The sequence below is a fragment of the Caproicibacterium argilliputei genome (assembly GCF_029211325.2).
GTDB lineage: Bacteria > Bacillota > Clostridia > Oscillospirales > Acutalibacteraceae > Caproicibacterium > Caproicibacterium argilliputei.
Genome location: NZ_CP135996.1, coordinates 2,116,564 through 2,131,396, shown reverse-complemented (window position 1 = coordinate 2,131,396; position 14,833 = coordinate 2,116,564). Strand labels below are relative to the sequence as shown.

At 52.5% G+C, this 14,833-nt stretch carries 16 protein-coding genes; 12 read left to right on the top strand and 4 right to left on the bottom strand.

Annotated elements, in window-relative coordinates; all coding sequences use genetic code 11:
• The first annotated feature begins 123 nt into the window (after window positions 1-123).
• The 4 genes from PXC00_RS10325 (at window position 124) to PXC00_RS10310 (ending at window position 3,570) form a co-directional block, all read left to right on the top strand.
• A complete protein-coding gene (locus PXC00_RS10325; RefSeq protein WP_275845435.1) occupies window positions 124-495 on the top strand; it encodes a hypothetical protein in 372 nt (123 codons plus the stop codon).
• A complete protein-coding gene (locus tag PXC00_RS10320) occupies window positions 492-971 on the top strand; it encodes a hypothetical protein (RefSeq protein WP_275845433.1) in 480 nt (159 codons plus the stop codon). The genes PXC00_RS10325 and PXC00_RS10320 overlap by 4 nt, the downstream gene beginning before the upstream one ends.
• A gap of 213 nt (window positions 972-1,184) precedes the next feature.
• The gene (ftsH, locus tag PXC00_RS10315; protein ID WP_275845431.1) at window positions 1,185-3,212 is read left to right on the top strand and encodes an ATP-dependent zinc metalloprotease FtsH; all 2,028 of its coding nucleotides are present in this window, start codon (window positions 1,185-1,187) and stop codon (window positions 3,210-3,212) included.
• The gene (locus PXC00_RS10310) at window positions 3,163-3,570 is read left to right on the top strand and encodes a C-GCAxxG-C-C family protein (RefSeq protein WP_275845430.1); all 408 of its coding nucleotides are present in this window, start codon (window positions 3,163-3,165) and stop codon (window positions 3,568-3,570) included. Before ftsH ends, PXC00_RS10310 begins: the two co-directional genes overlap by 50 nt.
• Before the next feature lie 58 nt (window positions 3,571-3,628).
• On the opposite strand, the gene PXC00_RS10305 is transcribed toward PXC00_RS10310, so the two are convergent.
• The gene (locus PXC00_RS10305) at window positions 3,629-4,096 is read right to left on the bottom strand and encodes a hypothetical protein (protein WP_316934947.1); all 468 of its coding nucleotides are present in this window, start codon (window positions 4,094-4,096) and stop codon (window positions 3,629-3,631) included.
• Window positions 4,097-4,169: 73 nt separating this feature from the next.
• The gene (locus PXC00_RS10300) at window positions 4,170-4,346 is read right to left on the bottom strand and encodes a DUF4250 domain-containing protein (RefSeq protein ID WP_275845426.1); all 177 of its coding nucleotides are present in this window, start codon (window positions 4,344-4,346) and stop codon (window positions 4,170-4,172) included.
• Between the two features lie 206 nt (window positions 4,347-4,552).
• On the opposite strand from PXC00_RS10300, the gene PXC00_RS10295 reads away from it, so the two are divergent.
• From PXC00_RS10295 to PXC00_RS10275, 5 genes are all read left to right on the top strand, one after another.
• Window positions 4,553-6,676: a sodium-translocating pyrophosphatase gene (locus PXC00_RS10295; RefSeq protein WP_275845425.1), complete on the top strand. Its 2,124-nt coding sequence runs from the start codon at window positions 4,553-4,555 to the stop codon at window positions 6,674-6,676.
• 141 nt (window positions 6,677-6,817) lie between these two features.
• On the top strand, window positions 6,818-7,210 hold the full coding sequence (locus PXC00_RS10290; RefSeq protein ID WP_275845423.1) for a secondary thiamine-phosphate synthase enzyme YjbQ: 393 nt from the start codon (window positions 6,818-6,820) through the stop codon (window positions 7,208-7,210).
• A 251-nt stretch (window positions 7,211-7,461) separates the two neighbouring features.
• A complete protein-coding gene (locus tag PXC00_RS10285; protein ID WP_316934946.1) occupies window positions 7,462-8,055 on the top strand; it encodes an NUDIX hydrolase in 594 nt (197 codons plus the stop codon).
• Window positions 8,052-8,309, top strand: a complete 258-nt coding sequence (locus tag PXC00_RS10280; RefSeq protein WP_275845419.1) for a hypothetical protein — start codon at window positions 8,052-8,054, stop codon at window positions 8,307-8,309. Before PXC00_RS10285 ends, PXC00_RS10280 begins: the two co-directional genes overlap by 4 nt.
• Window positions 8,310-8,441: 132 nt before the next feature.
• Window positions 8,442-8,744, top strand: coding sequence for a hypothetical protein (locus tag PXC00_RS10275; RefSeq protein WP_275845417.1), 303 nt, complete (start codon window positions 8,442-8,444; stop codon window positions 8,742-8,744).
• A 64-nt stretch (window positions 8,745-8,808) separates the two neighbouring features.
• Here the strand turns inward: PXC00_RS10275 and PXC00_RS10270 are convergent, their stop codons facing one another.
• Window positions 8,809-9,663 carry an AraC family transcriptional regulator gene (locus PXC00_RS10270; RefSeq protein WP_275845415.1) on the bottom strand — a complete coding sequence of 285 codons (855 nt, stop codon included), beginning with the start codon at window positions 9,661-9,663 and terminating at the stop codon, window positions 8,809-8,811.
• A gap of 120 nt (window positions 9,664-9,783) precedes the next feature.
• On the opposite strand from PXC00_RS10270, the gene PXC00_RS10265 reads away from it, so the two are divergent.
• The 3 genes from PXC00_RS10265 (at window position 9,784) to PXC00_RS10255 (ending at window position 13,888) form a co-directional block, all read left to right on the top strand.
• Complete coding sequence (locus PXC00_RS10265) at window positions 9,784-10,764, top strand: D-isomer specific 2-hydroxyacid dehydrogenase family protein (protein ID WP_275845413.1); 981 nt, start codon at window positions 9,784-9,786, stop codon at window positions 10,762-10,764.
• Window positions 10,765-11,096: 332 nt separating this feature from the next.
• The gene (locus PXC00_RS10260) at window positions 11,097-12,671 is read left to right on the top strand and encodes an exosporium glycoprotein BclB-related protein (RefSeq protein ID WP_316935214.1); all 1,575 of its coding nucleotides are present in this window, start codon (window positions 11,097-11,099) and stop codon (window positions 12,669-12,671) included.
• A 107-nt stretch (window positions 12,672-12,778) separates the two neighbouring features.
• Window positions 12,779-13,888, top strand: coding sequence for a glycosyltransferase (locus PXC00_RS10255; RefSeq protein ID WP_275845411.1), 1,110 nt, complete (start codon window positions 12,779-12,781; stop codon window positions 13,886-13,888).
• 101 nt (window positions 13,889-13,989) lie between these two features.
• Here the strand turns inward: PXC00_RS10255 and PXC00_RS10250 are convergent, their stop codons facing one another.
• On the bottom strand, window positions 13,990-14,733 hold the full coding sequence (locus tag PXC00_RS10250; protein ID WP_275845409.1) for a YebC/PmpR family DNA-binding transcriptional regulator: 744 nt from the start codon (window positions 14,731-14,733) through the stop codon (window positions 13,990-13,992).
• Window positions 14,734-14,833: the final 100 nt, after the last annotated feature.

Below are 14,833 nucleotides of genomic sequence, written 5' to 3'. Positions count from 1 at the left end.
TAATGATGGTGTAAGATATTATGATTTTAAAGTGGCACAACATTCATCTTTCTATTGTAGTTGGGTTTCACGCGATAGTAGCAATGGTTGGCAGCACGGGAACGATATTTACGGCATACTCTCATGATGGATTCTGAAGGGAGACTTTTATTTATGAGACAATCTGTAAAAGTTCGGTTGGCGGCTTGCGTATTAACAGTTGGGGTTGTATCAGCGGTTGTTTTTTGTACAGCCGGACGCAGTGTGCAGGCTGCTCCAACAGGCGGGGAAAAGACTGCCTCTTTGGCCTCTTCTGCTGCATCCTCAAAAACTCCCGCAAATTTAAAATTAGTGACGGATATGAAGCCGTATGCCGGGGATTGTTACGGCAAAACCAGTTATGCAATCATGGTTGGGGACCGCAGCTTTCCAATGAGCAAAATGCAGCAATTTACACAACAAAACCAATTGAAATTTATGCCTGTGCGGAAGATGTTCCGCAGACGGTCTGGGTGAAAAACTACGGGAATCTGAATCCGCTTACGGTGAAGTGGCAGCTGAAGATTAACGGTAAGCTTTATAAAGCGTCTTATACTTTCCAGGATAGTACGATTGCGCTGGAAAACCTGAAAAGTAAGTGCGGCAGATATTTGAAGCTGCTGCAAAACCAGTATCACCTGCAAGATTTGTCACTGGATACCTACGAAAGCTACTACTACTCCATTTTTAAATTCCGCAGTACCGCATCCTATGACAGCAGCGTGAAAGATGCGGAAACAGAACTTACGGACGAAGAAAATCTGACGGAAGCAGCGCTGTCTTGGGGTGTGGGGATGTATACCAACCAAAAAATCGTACTGAGTTGGGTAGAGCAGCAGAACAAACTGCTGAAAGCGGGTAAAGAGAAAAAGATTGATTTGGAGCCGGTGATGCACATCCTCTCCGATATGAGTGACCCTGCATTTCAAGCGGTTTCCAGAGCACAGCACTAGGGATTTTTTACCTGAATTTCTGCAGAAAAAGCACCTGAACACCCTTGTTCAGGTGCTTTTTCTGTCTGCAAAGCATTGACACATTGGCGCAAAGATTTATTCATTTAGATTTCATAGTAATCTGGCGTAAAATGTGGTATGATGATTACAAAGAAAAAATAACGCCGTTCTCCACTTGCGTGCTGCTTCAGCCACCGCGGGAAAGGAAACAAAATGAAAGAGCAAAAAAATCCCAAAAAACAAATGATTATTTTCTATGCAGTGACAATCGTCCTGATTGCCCTGCTGAACATGGTTGTGTTCCCGTCCTTTACACAGACACGCACCACAAGTGTGGACTATGCCACGTTCCTGAAAATGGTAGATAACGGGCAGGTCAGTAAAGTGAACATTGACCGGCAGAACCTGAAGATTACCTTTGTGGCGAAGGGCAAAGTGCCGGTGGTCAATTCCAAGGCTTCCTCCTCTGCTTCTTCTTCGCTGGAAGACCAACTGCAGAAGGCAGTCCAGCAGCCGTCGAACCCCAATGCAGACAATACCTATGTGACCGGTGTGATGCCGGACGAAAAGCTGACGGAACGTCTGCTTGCAAAGGGGAATATTCAGTTTACAGCGGATATTCCCCAGCAGACTTCACCGTTGCTCAACATTTTTGTCGGTTTGATTCTGCCGATTGGTCTGACGTTTTTGGCAGGTTGGCTGCTGCTGCACATGATGCAGAAAAAGATGGGCGGAACAGGCCCAATGTCCTTTGGCAAGAGTAATGCCAAAATCTATGTGGAAGCGCAGACCGGAAAAACGTTTCACGATGTTGCCGGTGAGGATGAGGCAAAAGAAGCCTTGGTGGAAATTGTTGACTTCCTGCACAATCCGCAGAAATATGCGGACATCGGTGCAACCCTGCCGAAGGGTGCTTTGCTGGTGGGGCCGCCCGGCACCGGCAAAACTCTGCTGGCGCAGGCGGTTGCCGGAGAAGCGCACGTGCCGTTTTTCTCGATTTCCGGTTCGGAGTTTGTGGAGATGTTTGTCGGCATGGGCGCGGCGAAGGTGCGCGACCTGTTTAAGCAGGCACAGGAAAAAGCGCCCTGTATTGTGTTTATCGATGAGATTGACACCATTGGCAAAGCGCGTGATACCAGCATCAATTCCAATGACGAGCGCGAGCAGACGCTGAATCAGCTGCTGACAGAGATGGACGGCTTTGACGGACGCAAAGGCGTGGTCATTCTGGCAGCCACCAACCGGCCGGACAGTCTGGATAAGGCACTGCTGCGGCCGGGTCGTTTTGACCGGCGTATTCCGGTGGATCTGCCTGACCTCAAGGGTCGCGAGGCGATTCTGAAAGTACACGCGAAGGATATTAAAATCGGGCCGGATGTGGATTATCACGCAGTCGCGCGCGCAACCGCCGGTGCTTCTGGCGCGGAACTTGCCAATATCATGAACGAAGCGGCATTGCGTGCCGTGAAGTGCGGGCGCAGGTCGGTCACGCAGGAAGATATGGAAGAAAGCGTGGAAACGGTCATCGCCGGTTATCAGCGCAAGGGCGCGGTGATTCCGCCCAAAGAAAAGGAAATCATTGCCTATCATGAAACCGGCCACGCACTGGTTGCAGCTATGCAGAAAGGCTCCGCACCGGTTACGAAGATTACAATTATTCCCCGCACCAGCGGCGCGCTGGGCTATACCATGCAGGTGGATGAGGACGAAAAGTCCCTGATGAGCAGAACGGATTGCCTTGGCAAAATTGAAACGCTTTGCGGCGGCCGCGCTGCGGAGGAATTGATTTTCGGCGACTTTACCAGCGGCGCAAGCAACGATATTGAGAAAGCCACCAAAATTGCCCGTGCCATGGTGACACGCTTCGGCATGAGCAGCCACTTTGGCATGGTTGCCATGGAAACCGTGCAGAATCAGTATCTCGGCGGCGACACTTCGCTGACCTGTTCGCCGGATACTGCCGCGCGAATCGACGATGAGGTGCGGCAGATTATTCAGGAGCAGCACGGGAAAGCCCTTGCTGTGTTGCAGCAAAACATGGCGAAGCTGCATGAGATATCCCATTATTTACTGGATAGAGAAACAATCACCGGCGACGAATTCATGGAGATTCTCAACCGGAAACCAGCATTAGAAGCAGAGCAGCCCGCCGACGATGCGGCTGCAGGTAGCGGAAAGGGGAATGCGGAACATGGAGAGTCGGGTTCAGCAGGCGCTGGAGCGCCATCACAAGGGGTATAACTGCGCACAGGCCGTTGCCTGTACGTACGGGGATTTGGTGCACAATTCCGAAGATCAGATGTTCCGCATGGCGGAAGGCTTCGGCGCAGGAATGGGCGGGATGCAGTCTGTATGCGGAGCTGTCAGCGGTGCGGTGCTGCTGGCAGGTTTGGCGAACAGCGGCGGTCTGCAACAGCGCACAAAGGGCGTCACTTATCAGCTTTCTAAGGCAATTATGGAGGGCTTTGTCCAAAAAAACGGAACAGCTGTGTGCGAACAGCTGAAAGGAATCGGCACCGGAAATGTGCTGCGCAGCTGTGACGGCTGCATTGAAGATGCCTGTAAGCTGGCAGAACAGACGCTCTTTTCTGAAAAATAAGCGAACGATCAACAAAACGGCGCCCCGTTTAAAAGGGGGCGCCGTTTTTTGTTTGTTTTTAGTTTGCCTGCCGCATTTCCCAGTCGTCCAGACGGGGATGCTGGCGGGGGTCGTTGGCCCACGCAGCAAGCTGCTCCACACCCGCACGGGTGACTTTTCCGTCTTCCCGTATCTCATCTAGCTGCTGTTCAACAGTTCCCAGACGCACATCTACACCATCCAAACGGGTATCGATGCCGTCCAGACGCACATCTACACTTTCCAAGTGGGTTTCGACGCTGCTTAGACGCGTGTCCATGCTGTCCAGACGTGCATCTACACTTTCCAAGTGGGTTTCGACGCTGCTTAGACGCGTGTCCATGCTGTCCAGACGTGCGTCTACACCATCCAGTCGGGTTTCAACGTTGTCCAGGCGGATGTCCATTTTGTACAAATGCTGATCAATCGCTTCCAGATGTTGGTTGACCGGACTCAATTTCTGATCAATCATTCCGGAAAGGCTTTGCAGAAGTTCCTCGTTTGTCATTTGTCCGGTTCTCCTTTCCCCTGTGTAAGCATAGCATGAGAGTGTGGAAGTGTCAAGCAGATAGGAGTGACTCCTATACGAATTGGTTTATCTCTGCATTATATGCATAATCAATGGAAGAAAGCTTCTTCTGCAGGGTGGCTTGGTTAATCTCCAGTGTGCGGCAAAGCTCATCAAGATCTGCAAACTCATCACGCAAGCGGGTGTTGATAAAACTGAGTAAAATGGCAGGGTCATTTGGCAAATGCATGGGTTCGACTTCCTTTCTTCTAAAAAAGTATAGCGAATTTCCGTGCAGGTTGCAAGTGTGGACCTGCGACGTTGCAGAAAAAGTCAAAAATTGTATGAACGAATAAAAGTTTTCAATAAACTATTTACTTTTTGTGAATAAATTATTATACTAAGAGAAGAAGCTGCAGGAAAGTGCAGCAAATTGAGAAGCAGGGAGGTCCTTATATGCTCACGTTTTTAGCACCGGTGGGTTCTGTGATTGCACTGTTGTTCGCTGTGTATTTGACCCAACAGGTGCGGAAAGCTGAAGAAGGCACGGAAAAGATGCAGCAGATTTCCCAGGCGGTTCGCCGCGGCGCCAATGCTTATCTAAAGCGCCAATACACCGGTGTTGCCATCTTCTTCGCGGTCATGTTTGTGGTTCTGTTCATCATGGCGGGATGCGGGTTCCTGACCTATTTTGTACCGTTTGCGTTTGTGACAGGCGGCTTTTTTTCCGGACTTTCCGGATTCATCGGGATGCGCATTGCGACCTCGGCCAACGCACGCACGGCAAATGCCGCCGGCAAGAGCCTGAATGCCGGGCTGCGGGTTGCTTTTTCGGCTGGCGGCGTCATGGGATTTGTCGTTGTCGGTTTGGGACTTTTGGACATTTCTTTCTGGTTTTTCTTCCTGAAGTGGTTTTACGCCAACCCGGCTAACTTGGGTTTGTCTGCAAATGTCAGCGCAGCGGCTTTGGAGTCAGCGCAGGTGCAGGCCATTACCAGCGCGATGCTGACCTTTGGCATGGGTGCTTCCAGCATGGCGCTGTTTGCGCGTGTCGGCGGCGGCATTTTCACTAAAGCTGCGGATGTTGGTGCAGACCTGGTCGGCAAAGTAGAAGTTGGTATTCCGGAAGATGACCCGCGCAATCCGGCGGTCATTGCAGACAATGTTGGTGACAACGTCGGTGACGTGGCCGGCATGGGTGCGGATCTGTATGAGTCGTATGTGGGTTCCATCATTTCCACAGCTGCGCTTGCCGTTGCTGCGGGATACGGCTTTAAGGGAGTTTTCATCCCGATGGCGATGGCTGCCATTGGCATTCTGGCTTCTATCATTGGCAGTTTCTTTGTACATACGGAAGAGGGCGCATCGCAGAAAAACCTACTGACAGCGCTTCGCCGCGGCACATGGATTAGTGCGGTCATTATTGCGGTGACCGCGTTCCCTCTTATTTGGTTCGGGCTGGGCAGCGATCATATCGGGCTTTACGCCGCTATCCTTTCCGGTTTGGTTGCCGGTATTTTAATTGGCATTTTTACAGAATATTTTACCAGCGACACCTACAACCCGCTGAAAAAGCTGGCAGAATCCAGCCAAACGGGAGCAGCGACCATCATTATCAACGGCATGAGTCTTGGCATGAAGTCCACGGCTGCACCCGTTGTCATTGTGGGTATTTCCATTTTAGTTAGCTACTTTGCCTCCGGCGGTGCACAGGCTTATGACAATGGCCTGTACGGAATTGGGCTTTCCGCAGTCGGTATGCTTTCAACATTGGGTATTACCCTTGCAACGGATGCGTATGGACCGGTTGCAGATAACGCCGGCGGCATTGCAGAAATGGCGGGGTTGGACGCATCTGTGCGGGAGCGCACGGATGCGTTGGACAGTCTGGGCAACACAACGGCAGCCACTGGTAAAGGCTTTGCCATTGGTTCCGCCGCCTTGACCGCATTGGCGCTGATTGCTTCATACATCAGCGAAGTTAAAGTGCGCGACCCGCATTTTGCATTCAATCTGAATATCACCAGTCCGGCGGTTTTGGTTGGACTGTTTGTGGGTGCGGCGCTGCCGTTTATGTTTGCAGCGCTGACCATGGCGGCGGTCGGCAAGTCGGCGCAAAGTATTGTACTGGAAGTTCGCCGTCAATTCCGGGAGATTAAAGGTCTGCTAGAGGGGAAGGCAGAGCCGGATTACGAAACCTGTGTGGATTTGTGCACGCGCGCCGCACAGAAGCAGATGATTGCACCGGCGCTGATGGCGGTTATTGTGCCGATTGTGGTCGGACTGCTGCTGGGCGTAAACGGTGTGTGTGGGATGCTGGCGGGTGCAACTGCATCCGGTTTCACTCTGGCAGTGATGATGGCAAATGCCGGCGGCGCTTGGGACAACGCGAAAAAGTACATTGAGGCGGGCAATTACGGCGGAAAAGGCAGCGACTGTCACAAAGCAGCTGTTGTGGGCGATACGGTCGGTGATCCGTTTAAGGATACCAGCGGCCCCTCCATCAATATTTTGATTAAGCTGCTGTCTATGGTTTCCATTGTGTTCAGTGGCCTGATTATGAGTTTTCACCTGCTGTAAATCGGAGCTAACGATTGGAAAAGCGGTGTCTGCATTTGCGGACGCCGCTTTTTGCTGCCTTGCGTTTTGTGCAGGAATGCCCTATACTGAGAGGAGCAAGTTGTTCAGTCAGCAAACACGGAAAGAAATGGAGGATTTGCGATGCTTTATTCCTATGAACTGGAAACCGGACAGGAAGGATTTTATGAAATTACAGAGCAAGTACAGGAGTCCCTGCAGAAAAGCAGTGTAGATTCCGGCATCTGTCTGGTCTATTGCGTGCATACCACGGCTGCTGTCACCATCAATGAGAATGCGGACCCCGATGTGGTGCATGACTTGCTTTGGGCGCTGGACAAAACCTTTCCGAACAGACCGGAGTTTCGGCATCGGGAGGGAAATTCGGCGGCACATCTGAAGTCTTCTGTCATCGGGTGCAGCGTTTCGGTGCCGATTTTAGAGGGACATCTTGCACTCGGGACGTGGCAGGGCATTTATTTCTGTGAATTTGACGGCCCGCGGCACAGGCATTTCACCGTACAGATTTTATCCTAAAAATGCTTGCAGACAACAGAAAATTGCAAGAATCGCACCCGCTCAGGCACTGAGAAATGCAATGCTTCAGCACGAAATTCTAACAAACAGACATAGACTGATAAAATATTCCATAAAATTCTCAAGTGCTGTAAAGCGAAACGAATGAAATGTGTCAAGATAAATAGCTTTACAATACTCGAAAGAAAATCCCATAAAATTAGGATTTTCTCGAATGTATAGGAGTATACTTTACAGAAAGAAAGAAAAACATGACGGAATTACTTACCGTATACGATCAAAATTTCAATAAAATAGGAGCAGAAGAACGCGCAAAAGTGCACACATTAGGCCTGTGGCACGCGGTGGTGCACTGTTGGGTGGTTTCCAAAAGGGAAGACGGTGTGTGGCTTTGGTTTCAGAAGCGTGCGCACAGCAAAAACGCCTTTCCGGATTATTACGATACAGCGGTCGGCGGGCACATCAGCGCGGGAGAAACGCCGCAGCAGGCTTTGCTGCGTGAAACCGGAGAGGAGCTGGGGCTGCAGCTGCAACCGGAGCAGGTGGAACTGCTCGGCATGACCAAGGAAAAAGAGGTCTTTCCGGAAAGTCCGTTTCCAGACCGTGAATTCTGCTTTGTGTATCTGTACGAAAATCCGACGCCGCAGTTTGCTCCGGGCGAAGAAGTGGACGACATGATCCGCATTCGTCTGGCGACCTTTAAGGGAAAGGAGCTGCATGAGCTGCGGCAGATTCCGGCGTTGTCGCTTAGTAGCGGCCCGCTGACGTTGCAGCCGGAGATGTTCTGCAGACATCCCGGTGAATTTTTGCATTTGATTCTGCCAAAACTGGAGGAAGAGACATGAAGCGTTTGCTGTTTCACGGCGAGCACAAATTCCGCGCGGCGGAGCTGTTTTTCCATGACAAGCCGCGTTTCCGTGTGGAGGATTATATTCCCTACATCGCACTGGAAGTGGTTTGGCAGGATGACGGCCGCTTCTCCATCTGGGGAGATTTGGATGACGACGCAGTCTTGCTGCAGGATACCTCTCACGACCCACGGCATTTGGTGGAGCACGCGCTGCCCTTGGCAGATGGGGTGGAAGAAGATGCGGACTGACAACAGGGTGTTGGAACAAGGATTTTACTTAAAATTGCGAATTTCTCTTGTTTTTCACGCGCCGGTGGAGTATAATCACTAAAAATAATCTTGTGCGGATTGGTCATGATTCACACAAAGGAGGTTTTCGTATTGGCACAGACAAGCAGAGAAAAAGGTATGCTCGAAAAGTTTGAGGAGTTCACCCAGATGATCAGCGGTCTGGAGGGCGGACTTACCCTGAAAGACCTGCTGCCGGATGCATTCCTACAGAAATATACGCAGTTTCAAAATTTTGAGGAGCTGTGTGCGGCGTCCGGCACAAACATTGAAACGGTGGACGACCTCAGCAAGCTCAGCGACGACGTGGTCAAGGCTAAAACACAGTTTTCCACAACCGAAGAGATGATGAGCAAAGCTGTGGAAACTTATGTGGCTTCCGCATTTAATGAGTAATCAAGCAAGAAAATAAAAAGCTGCAGGAAGCCGCAGGGATGCGTGTTCCGCAGCTTTTCTGCTGTTAAGAATGGGGGAGCGCGGGCATCCTTTCGGCACGCGTTTTCGTTCGGTAGTCCCGCGGGCTGCTGCCACACTGCCTGCGAAACGCTTTGGAAAATGCCAATGGGTCTGGGTAGCCGCAGGAATGCGCGATTTGCCCGACTGGCAATTCGCTTTGATACAGCAGCGTGCAAGCCTTTTTCATACGCAGGTGCAGCAGATAATCACGCGGGGCCATCTGCATTTCCCGTTGGAATAAAAATGTAAGATAGCTGCGGTTCAGACCGACATAAGCGGAAAGCTCTGCAACGGAAATATTGTGTTGGTAATTTTTTTGCATGAATTCAACAGCTTTGCACACATAAACATTTCCGGCTTTTTCTGCCTGCCGATAGGGAAGCGCCGCGGCTGCAGCCAACAGACCGAGCCATTGGTAGAGAAGCCCCTGCAGATAGAACTCATCGCTGTAGGACAGCCGCAGGTGTGCCTGCATCTGTTGCAGCACTGCCTGCATGGTTTTCGGCTGTTCACAGTGAAACAAACGCTGCGCCGCAGTCAGCCCACAGCGCGCAAGGTGCGGCTCTGCCAACGTTCCACTGAATGCGACCCAAAGGCCGTGCCAAGGATCGTGCAGGTCTGCCTGATGAAAAACAAGCTCTCCCGGCAGTGTCAGGATTCCTTGCTGCGGGTTCAGTGCGTAGATTTCTCCGTCAACCTGAAAAATCCCGTGTCCGGAAACGCAGTAGGAAAGCAAATATTGCTCCTGCACTGCTGGACCAAACGTGTGTGCCGGCGAGCAGTGCTGCTCACCGCAGGATAGAAAATTCAATTCACTGGACACGGGTGGCAGACTGGCGGACTGATTGGTGCTGTTCATACGGCGTTCCCTCTTTATCAATTCAATAGCACTTTAGTATAGCACATCGCACACGATGCAGCAAGATGTTTGCAGACTTCTGCCGCAATTTCTGTGTGCTTTTAGAAAGGACTGAGAAAATTGCCAATTACCGTTTATTCCTGCAGGGAGGATGAAGCGCCGTACCTGCAGAAGTTTTCCAAGCAGTACGCTGTTTCACTGCATCAGGTGGACGGCCCACTGACCGAGCAGAGCGCTGCCGCAGCGGCTGGCAGTGCTGCTGTCAGCATCATTACCACACCGGTTTCCGCCGCGGTTCTGGACGCTTTGCATCGGGTGGGTGTTCACTATATTTCCACACGCACCATTGGATATGACCATATTGATATTGCCTACGCCAAAAAGCTGGGCATTCATGTGGGCAATGTCAGCTACTCCCCGAACAGTGTGGCGGATTACACCCTGCTGTTAATTTTAATGGCGACGCGCCGCATGAAGTCGATTCTGCAGCACGCATGGGTGCAGAACTTTTCCCTCGAAGGCGTGCAGGGACGGGAACTGCCGAATCTGACGGTCGGCGTGGTCGGTACAGGTCGCATTGGGCGCACGGTCATCACGCGCCTGACCGGTTTCGGCTGCCGCATTCTGGCCTGCGATCTGCATGAGAGTGAGGAAGTCAAAGCTTTTGCTCAGTATGTGGATCTGGACACGCTTTTGCGAAAGAGTGACGTTGTCACGCTGCATATGCCCGCAACGCCGGAAAATTACCATATGATCGGGGAAGAAAACCTTTCCAAAATGAAGTCAGACGCCATTTTGGTAAATACCGGCCGCGGCACGCTGGTTGACACCGAAGCGCTGATTGCGGTGCTGGAAGCCGGAAAGCTGGGTGGCGCGGCGCTGGATGTGATTGAAAAGGAAGCGGGCTTGTATTACAAAGATCTGCAGGACCGTCCGCTTGACAACCATGATCTGGCACTGCTGAAGGCACTGCCGAACGTGCTGGTAACACCACACACTGCTTTCTATACAGATCAGGCAGTCAGTGATATGGTGGAAAATTCCATTCGAAGCTGCATGGCGTTTGAAAGTGGAGAAAAAAATCCGTGGCAGATTGTTTGACTTGTTAAAAGAGAAACTCCCGAAATACCGCGTCAGCTTGCGGTGTTTCGGGAGTTTTTTGTCTGCGACATTCTGATCTGGCGAATTTGCACGCATTGCAGCAGATGTGCATAGTTTGGTTATGGGGTAGGTTTGCAATCTCCTCGTTTTTCACACAATGTAAACAGGTAGGAGCAATGCATATGAATTATTATTGCGGTGATGGAACTTATTATCCGAATAGTCCGCCAAGATCCGGCTCACAGAATCAGCCGGTCAATAATCGGAACTGGGAAAATGTCCCGTTCTGTACCAATGTAAGGCCATGCCGTCCCTGCTGTCCGCCAGTTGAGATTCATTGTGTCGGCCCGACCGGTCCCACCGGTCCAACGGGTCCGCAGGGGCCCACGGGTCCGGCCGGAACAGGTGCAACAGGTGCAACAGGGCCTGCTGGCCCACAGGGTCCGCAAGGACCGCAGGGTGTGCAGGGTCCGACAGGTCCGCAGGGTCCACAGGGCGTGCAAGGACCGCAGGGGCCGCAAGGCATACAAGGTCCGGCAGGAGCAAATGGCGCAACAGGTCCGACTGGCGCAACGGGTCCGACTGGCGCGACCGGAGCAAATGGTACGGCTGGCGCGACAGGTCCGACTGGCGCAACGGGTCCGACTGGCGCGACCGGAGCAAATGGTACGGCTGGCGCGACAGGTCCGACTGGCGCAACGGGTCCGACTGGCGCAACAGGCCCGACTGGCCCCACAGGCCCCACTGGCGCGACAGGCCCCACTGGCCCCACAGGTCCAACTGGCGCAACGGGTGCTGATGGAGCGATCGGTCCAACCGGTCCGACTGGCGCAACGGGTCCGACAGGCGCGACCGGCCCCACAGGTCCAACTGGCGCAACGGGTGCTGATGGAGTGATCGGTCCAACTGGCGCAACGGGTGCTGATGGAGTGATCGGTCCAACCGGTCCGACGGGTGCTGATGGCGTAACGGGTCCGACAGGCGCGACCGGCCCCACAGGTCCAACTGGCGCAACGGGTGCTGATGGAGCGATCGGTCCAACCGGTCCGACGGGTGCTGATGGAGCGATCGGTCCAACCGGTCCGACCGGCGCTGATGGAGCGATCGGTCCAACCGGTCCGACTGGCGCAACGGGTCCGACAGGCGCGACCGGCCCCACCGGCCCCACAGGTCCAACTGGCGCAACGGGTGCTGATGGAGCGATCGGTCCAACCGGTGCGACCGGTGCTGATGGAGCGATCGGTCCAACCGGTCCGACCGGCGCTGATGGAGCGATCGGTCCAACCGGTCCGACCGGCGCTGATGGCGTAACGGGTCCGACTGGTGCGACCGGTCCTACCGGTCCCACAGGCGCAACTGGTCCCACCGGGCCGACAGGTCCGGCGGGAGATGGTGCGATCATTCCTTTTGCTTCGGGTATTCCGGTAGCGCCGACTTCGATTGCTTTGGGTATAGCGGGGCTTCCCGCACTTGTAGCTTTTGGTAACAGCGCTGTCTTGTCAACGGTTTTGGGCGCGTCTATTGATCTGACCGGTTCCGCAGGAACGCTTGCCAATATGTCATTCTCTGTTCCGCGCGACGGCACCATTACAGATCTGACAGCCTATTTCAGTGTTGTGATTGCACTTACGCTGGCTGGAACCGACATTACGGTTCATGCACAGCTTTATGAATCCACGACGCCGGACAACATTTTTTCGCCAATTTCAGGTGCAGAGGTTGATCTGGCACCGACGATCGGCGGCGTCATCAGCGTAGGAGATATAGCCTCCGGCACAGTAAGCGGACTGAGCATTCCCGTTACGGCGGGAACCAGACTGCTGCTGGTCTTTACCATTACGTCGACGGGTGTATCTCTGGTGAATACCTTGACCGGATACGCCAGCGGTGGCGTGAATATCGCTTAAACCGCGCTCTTTCAGAATCAATGTCCGTGAAAAGGTCCGTCCATTGCATGGTGGGCGGGCCTTTCGTTCTATCATATAGAAACCAACACGAATGGGGGAGACAATCTTTGAAGACCATCAGTTTATGCATGATTGTGAAAAACGAGGAAGCGCAGTTGGCGCGGTGTCTGTCTTCTGTGAGAGGAATTGCGGATGAGATTCTGATAACAGATACCGGCTCTACAGACGCGACAAAAGAAATTGCACGCCAATTTACCGATAAGGTTTTTGACTTCCCATGGGAAGATGATTTTTCCAAAGCACGCAATGCTTCTTTTGCGCATGCTTCCATGGAGTATATCCTGTGGCTGGACGCAGATGATGTTTTGCTGGAGGATGACCGGAAGAAATTGAAAGCGCTTAAAGAAAGTCTGGATGGCACGGTGGATGCAGTTATGATGCAGTATCACACAGGCTTTGATGCGGCGGGGAATGTCACCTTTCGGTACTATCGCGAGCGTCTGGTCAAGCGCGCCAGACACTTTGTCTGGAAAGAACCAGTACATGAATATTTAGAAGTGTACGGGAAGGTCATACAGTCTGCTATTGCTGTGACACATCAGAAACTGAAAAGCGCTGTACCGGGCCGCAACCTTGCAATTTATGAACGGATTTTGGCAGAAGGCGGCGCCCTTTCCCCCAGGGGACTCTATTATTATGCCAGAGAGCTGAAGGACAGCCGCCAGTATGAAAAATCCGCCCACTTTTTTGAGCAGTTTCTTGACGGCGGCAAAGGGTGGGTAGAGGATCAGATTACCGCCTGTGAGTCGCTTGCGGTCTGCTATGCACAGATGGGGCAGCGGGAAAAACAGCTGCAGGCGCTGACGCGAAGCTTTGTTTATGATACGCCGCGGGCAGAACTTTGCTGCGCACTGGGTTATGCGTGGAAAGCAGCCGGGGATTATCAAAAGGCGGCTTTCTGGTTCCGGCTGGCGCTCAGTCTGCAAAAACCGAAAAACTGCTGGGGATTTCTTCGGGAGGACTGCTGGGGCTACATTCCGTGTATGGAACTGACGGTTTGTTACGATCAATTGGGGATGCCAGATACCGCTGAGCAGTGCAACGAACTTGCCGCGCAGTTTAAACCGGACGATGCGGCGGTGCAGTATAACCGCACGTATTTTCGCGCTCGAAAGCAGGCACAGGCAGATGACAGCACGGCAGTGCAAAAAGCATAAAAATGCGGCGACTGAAATTTCTCAGCCGCCGCAACTTTTTGCCCTATAAAAGACAGCCCTTTGCAGGCAAATGCCCTGCAGGGGCTGTCTATCAGGAAAACTTACTCGTCGTCTTCGTCCTCTGGTTCTTCCCAGTTGTGCCAGACATTCTGCACATCATCGTTATCCTCCAGAGCATCCAGCAGTTTCTGCATACTGGCTTCCTTGCCCTCCGGGAGTTTCACATAAGTACTGGGCACCATCTGCACCTCGGCAGTTTCAAATTCATAGTCTTTGTCTGTCAGGTCGCTGAGCACACCGGAAAAGTCGTCCGGTTCCGTGTAAATTTCGAAGATGTCTTCGTCTGCCTGAAAATCAGCTGCGCCGGCTTCCAGAGCATCTTCCATGACTTTGTCCTCGTCGTGCCCTTCGCGCTCAATGACCAGCACGCCTTTCTGCTCAAACAGAAAGGAAACACAGCCGGTTGTACCGAGGTTGCCGCCAAACTTGTCAAATGCGTGGCGGATGTCTGCGGCAGTGCGGTTGCGGTTGTCAGACAGTGCCTCTACGATTACGGCAACGCCGCTGGGGCCGTAGCCTTCATAGACAATGTTTTCATACTTGGTGTCATCGCCGTCACCGGCAGCGCGCTTGATAATGCGCTCGATGTTATCGTTTGGAACATTTGCCGCTTTTGCCTTGGCAATGCAGTCCTTCAGTTTGGAGTTGCTGGCCGGGTCGGGGCCGCCGCCCTCTTTGACTGCGACCGCGAGTTCACGGCCGATTTTGGTGAAAACCTTTGCCTTGGCGCCGTCGGCCTTTTCTTTTTTACGTTTGATATTATTCCATTTTGAATGGCCAGACATATTGCATTTCCCCCTGACAAAATAACTCTTCATAGTATAACACAAACCGGAATCCATGGCAAGAAAAAGCTTTTTCACGCAGAAAAAAAGCCGCCTTGCA

Bases quoted from the DNA above. Each gene is read 5' to 3' on its own strand.
- PXC00_RS10325 (WP_275845435.1), top strand. From the start codon at position 124: ATGATGGATTCTGAAGGGAGACTTTTATTTATGAGACAATCTGTAAAA.
- ftsH (WP_275845431.1), top strand. From the start codon at position 1,185: ATGAAAGAGCAAAAAAATCCCAAAAAACAAATGATTATTTTCTATGCA.
- PXC00_RS10310 (WP_275845430.1), top strand. From the start codon at position 3,163: ATGGAGAGTCGGGTTCAGCAGGCGCTGGAGCGCCATCACAAGGGGTAT.
- PXC00_RS10305 (WP_316934947.1), bottom strand. From the start codon at position 4,096: ATGACAAACGAGGAACTTCTGCAAAGCCTTTCCGGAATGATTGATCAG.
- PXC00_RS10300 (WP_275845426.1), bottom strand. From the start codon at position 4,346: ATGCATTTGCCAAATGACCCTGCCATTTTACTCAGTTTTATCAACACC.
- PXC00_RS10295 (WP_275845425.1), top strand. From the start codon at position 4,553: ATGCTCACGTTTTTAGCACCGGTGGGTTCTGTGATTGCACTGTTGTTC.
- PXC00_RS10290 (WP_275845423.1), top strand. From the start codon at position 6,818: ATGCTTTATTCCTATGAACTGGAAACCGGACAGGAAGGATTTTATGAA.
- PXC00_RS10285 (WP_316934946.1), top strand. From the start codon at position 7,462: ATGACGGAATTACTTACCGTATACGATCAAAATTTCAATAAAATAGGA.
- PXC00_RS10280 (WP_275845419.1), top strand. From the start codon at position 8,052: ATGAAGCGTTTGCTGTTTCACGGCGAGCACAAATTCCGCGCGGCGGAG.
- PXC00_RS10270 (WP_275845415.1), bottom strand. From the start codon at position 9,663: ATGAACAGCACCAATCAGTCCGCCAGTCTGCCACCCGTGTCCAGTGAA.
- PXC00_RS10250 (WP_275845409.1), bottom strand. From the start codon at position 14,733: ATGTCTGGCCATTCAAAATGGAATAATATCAAACGTAAAAAAGAAAAG.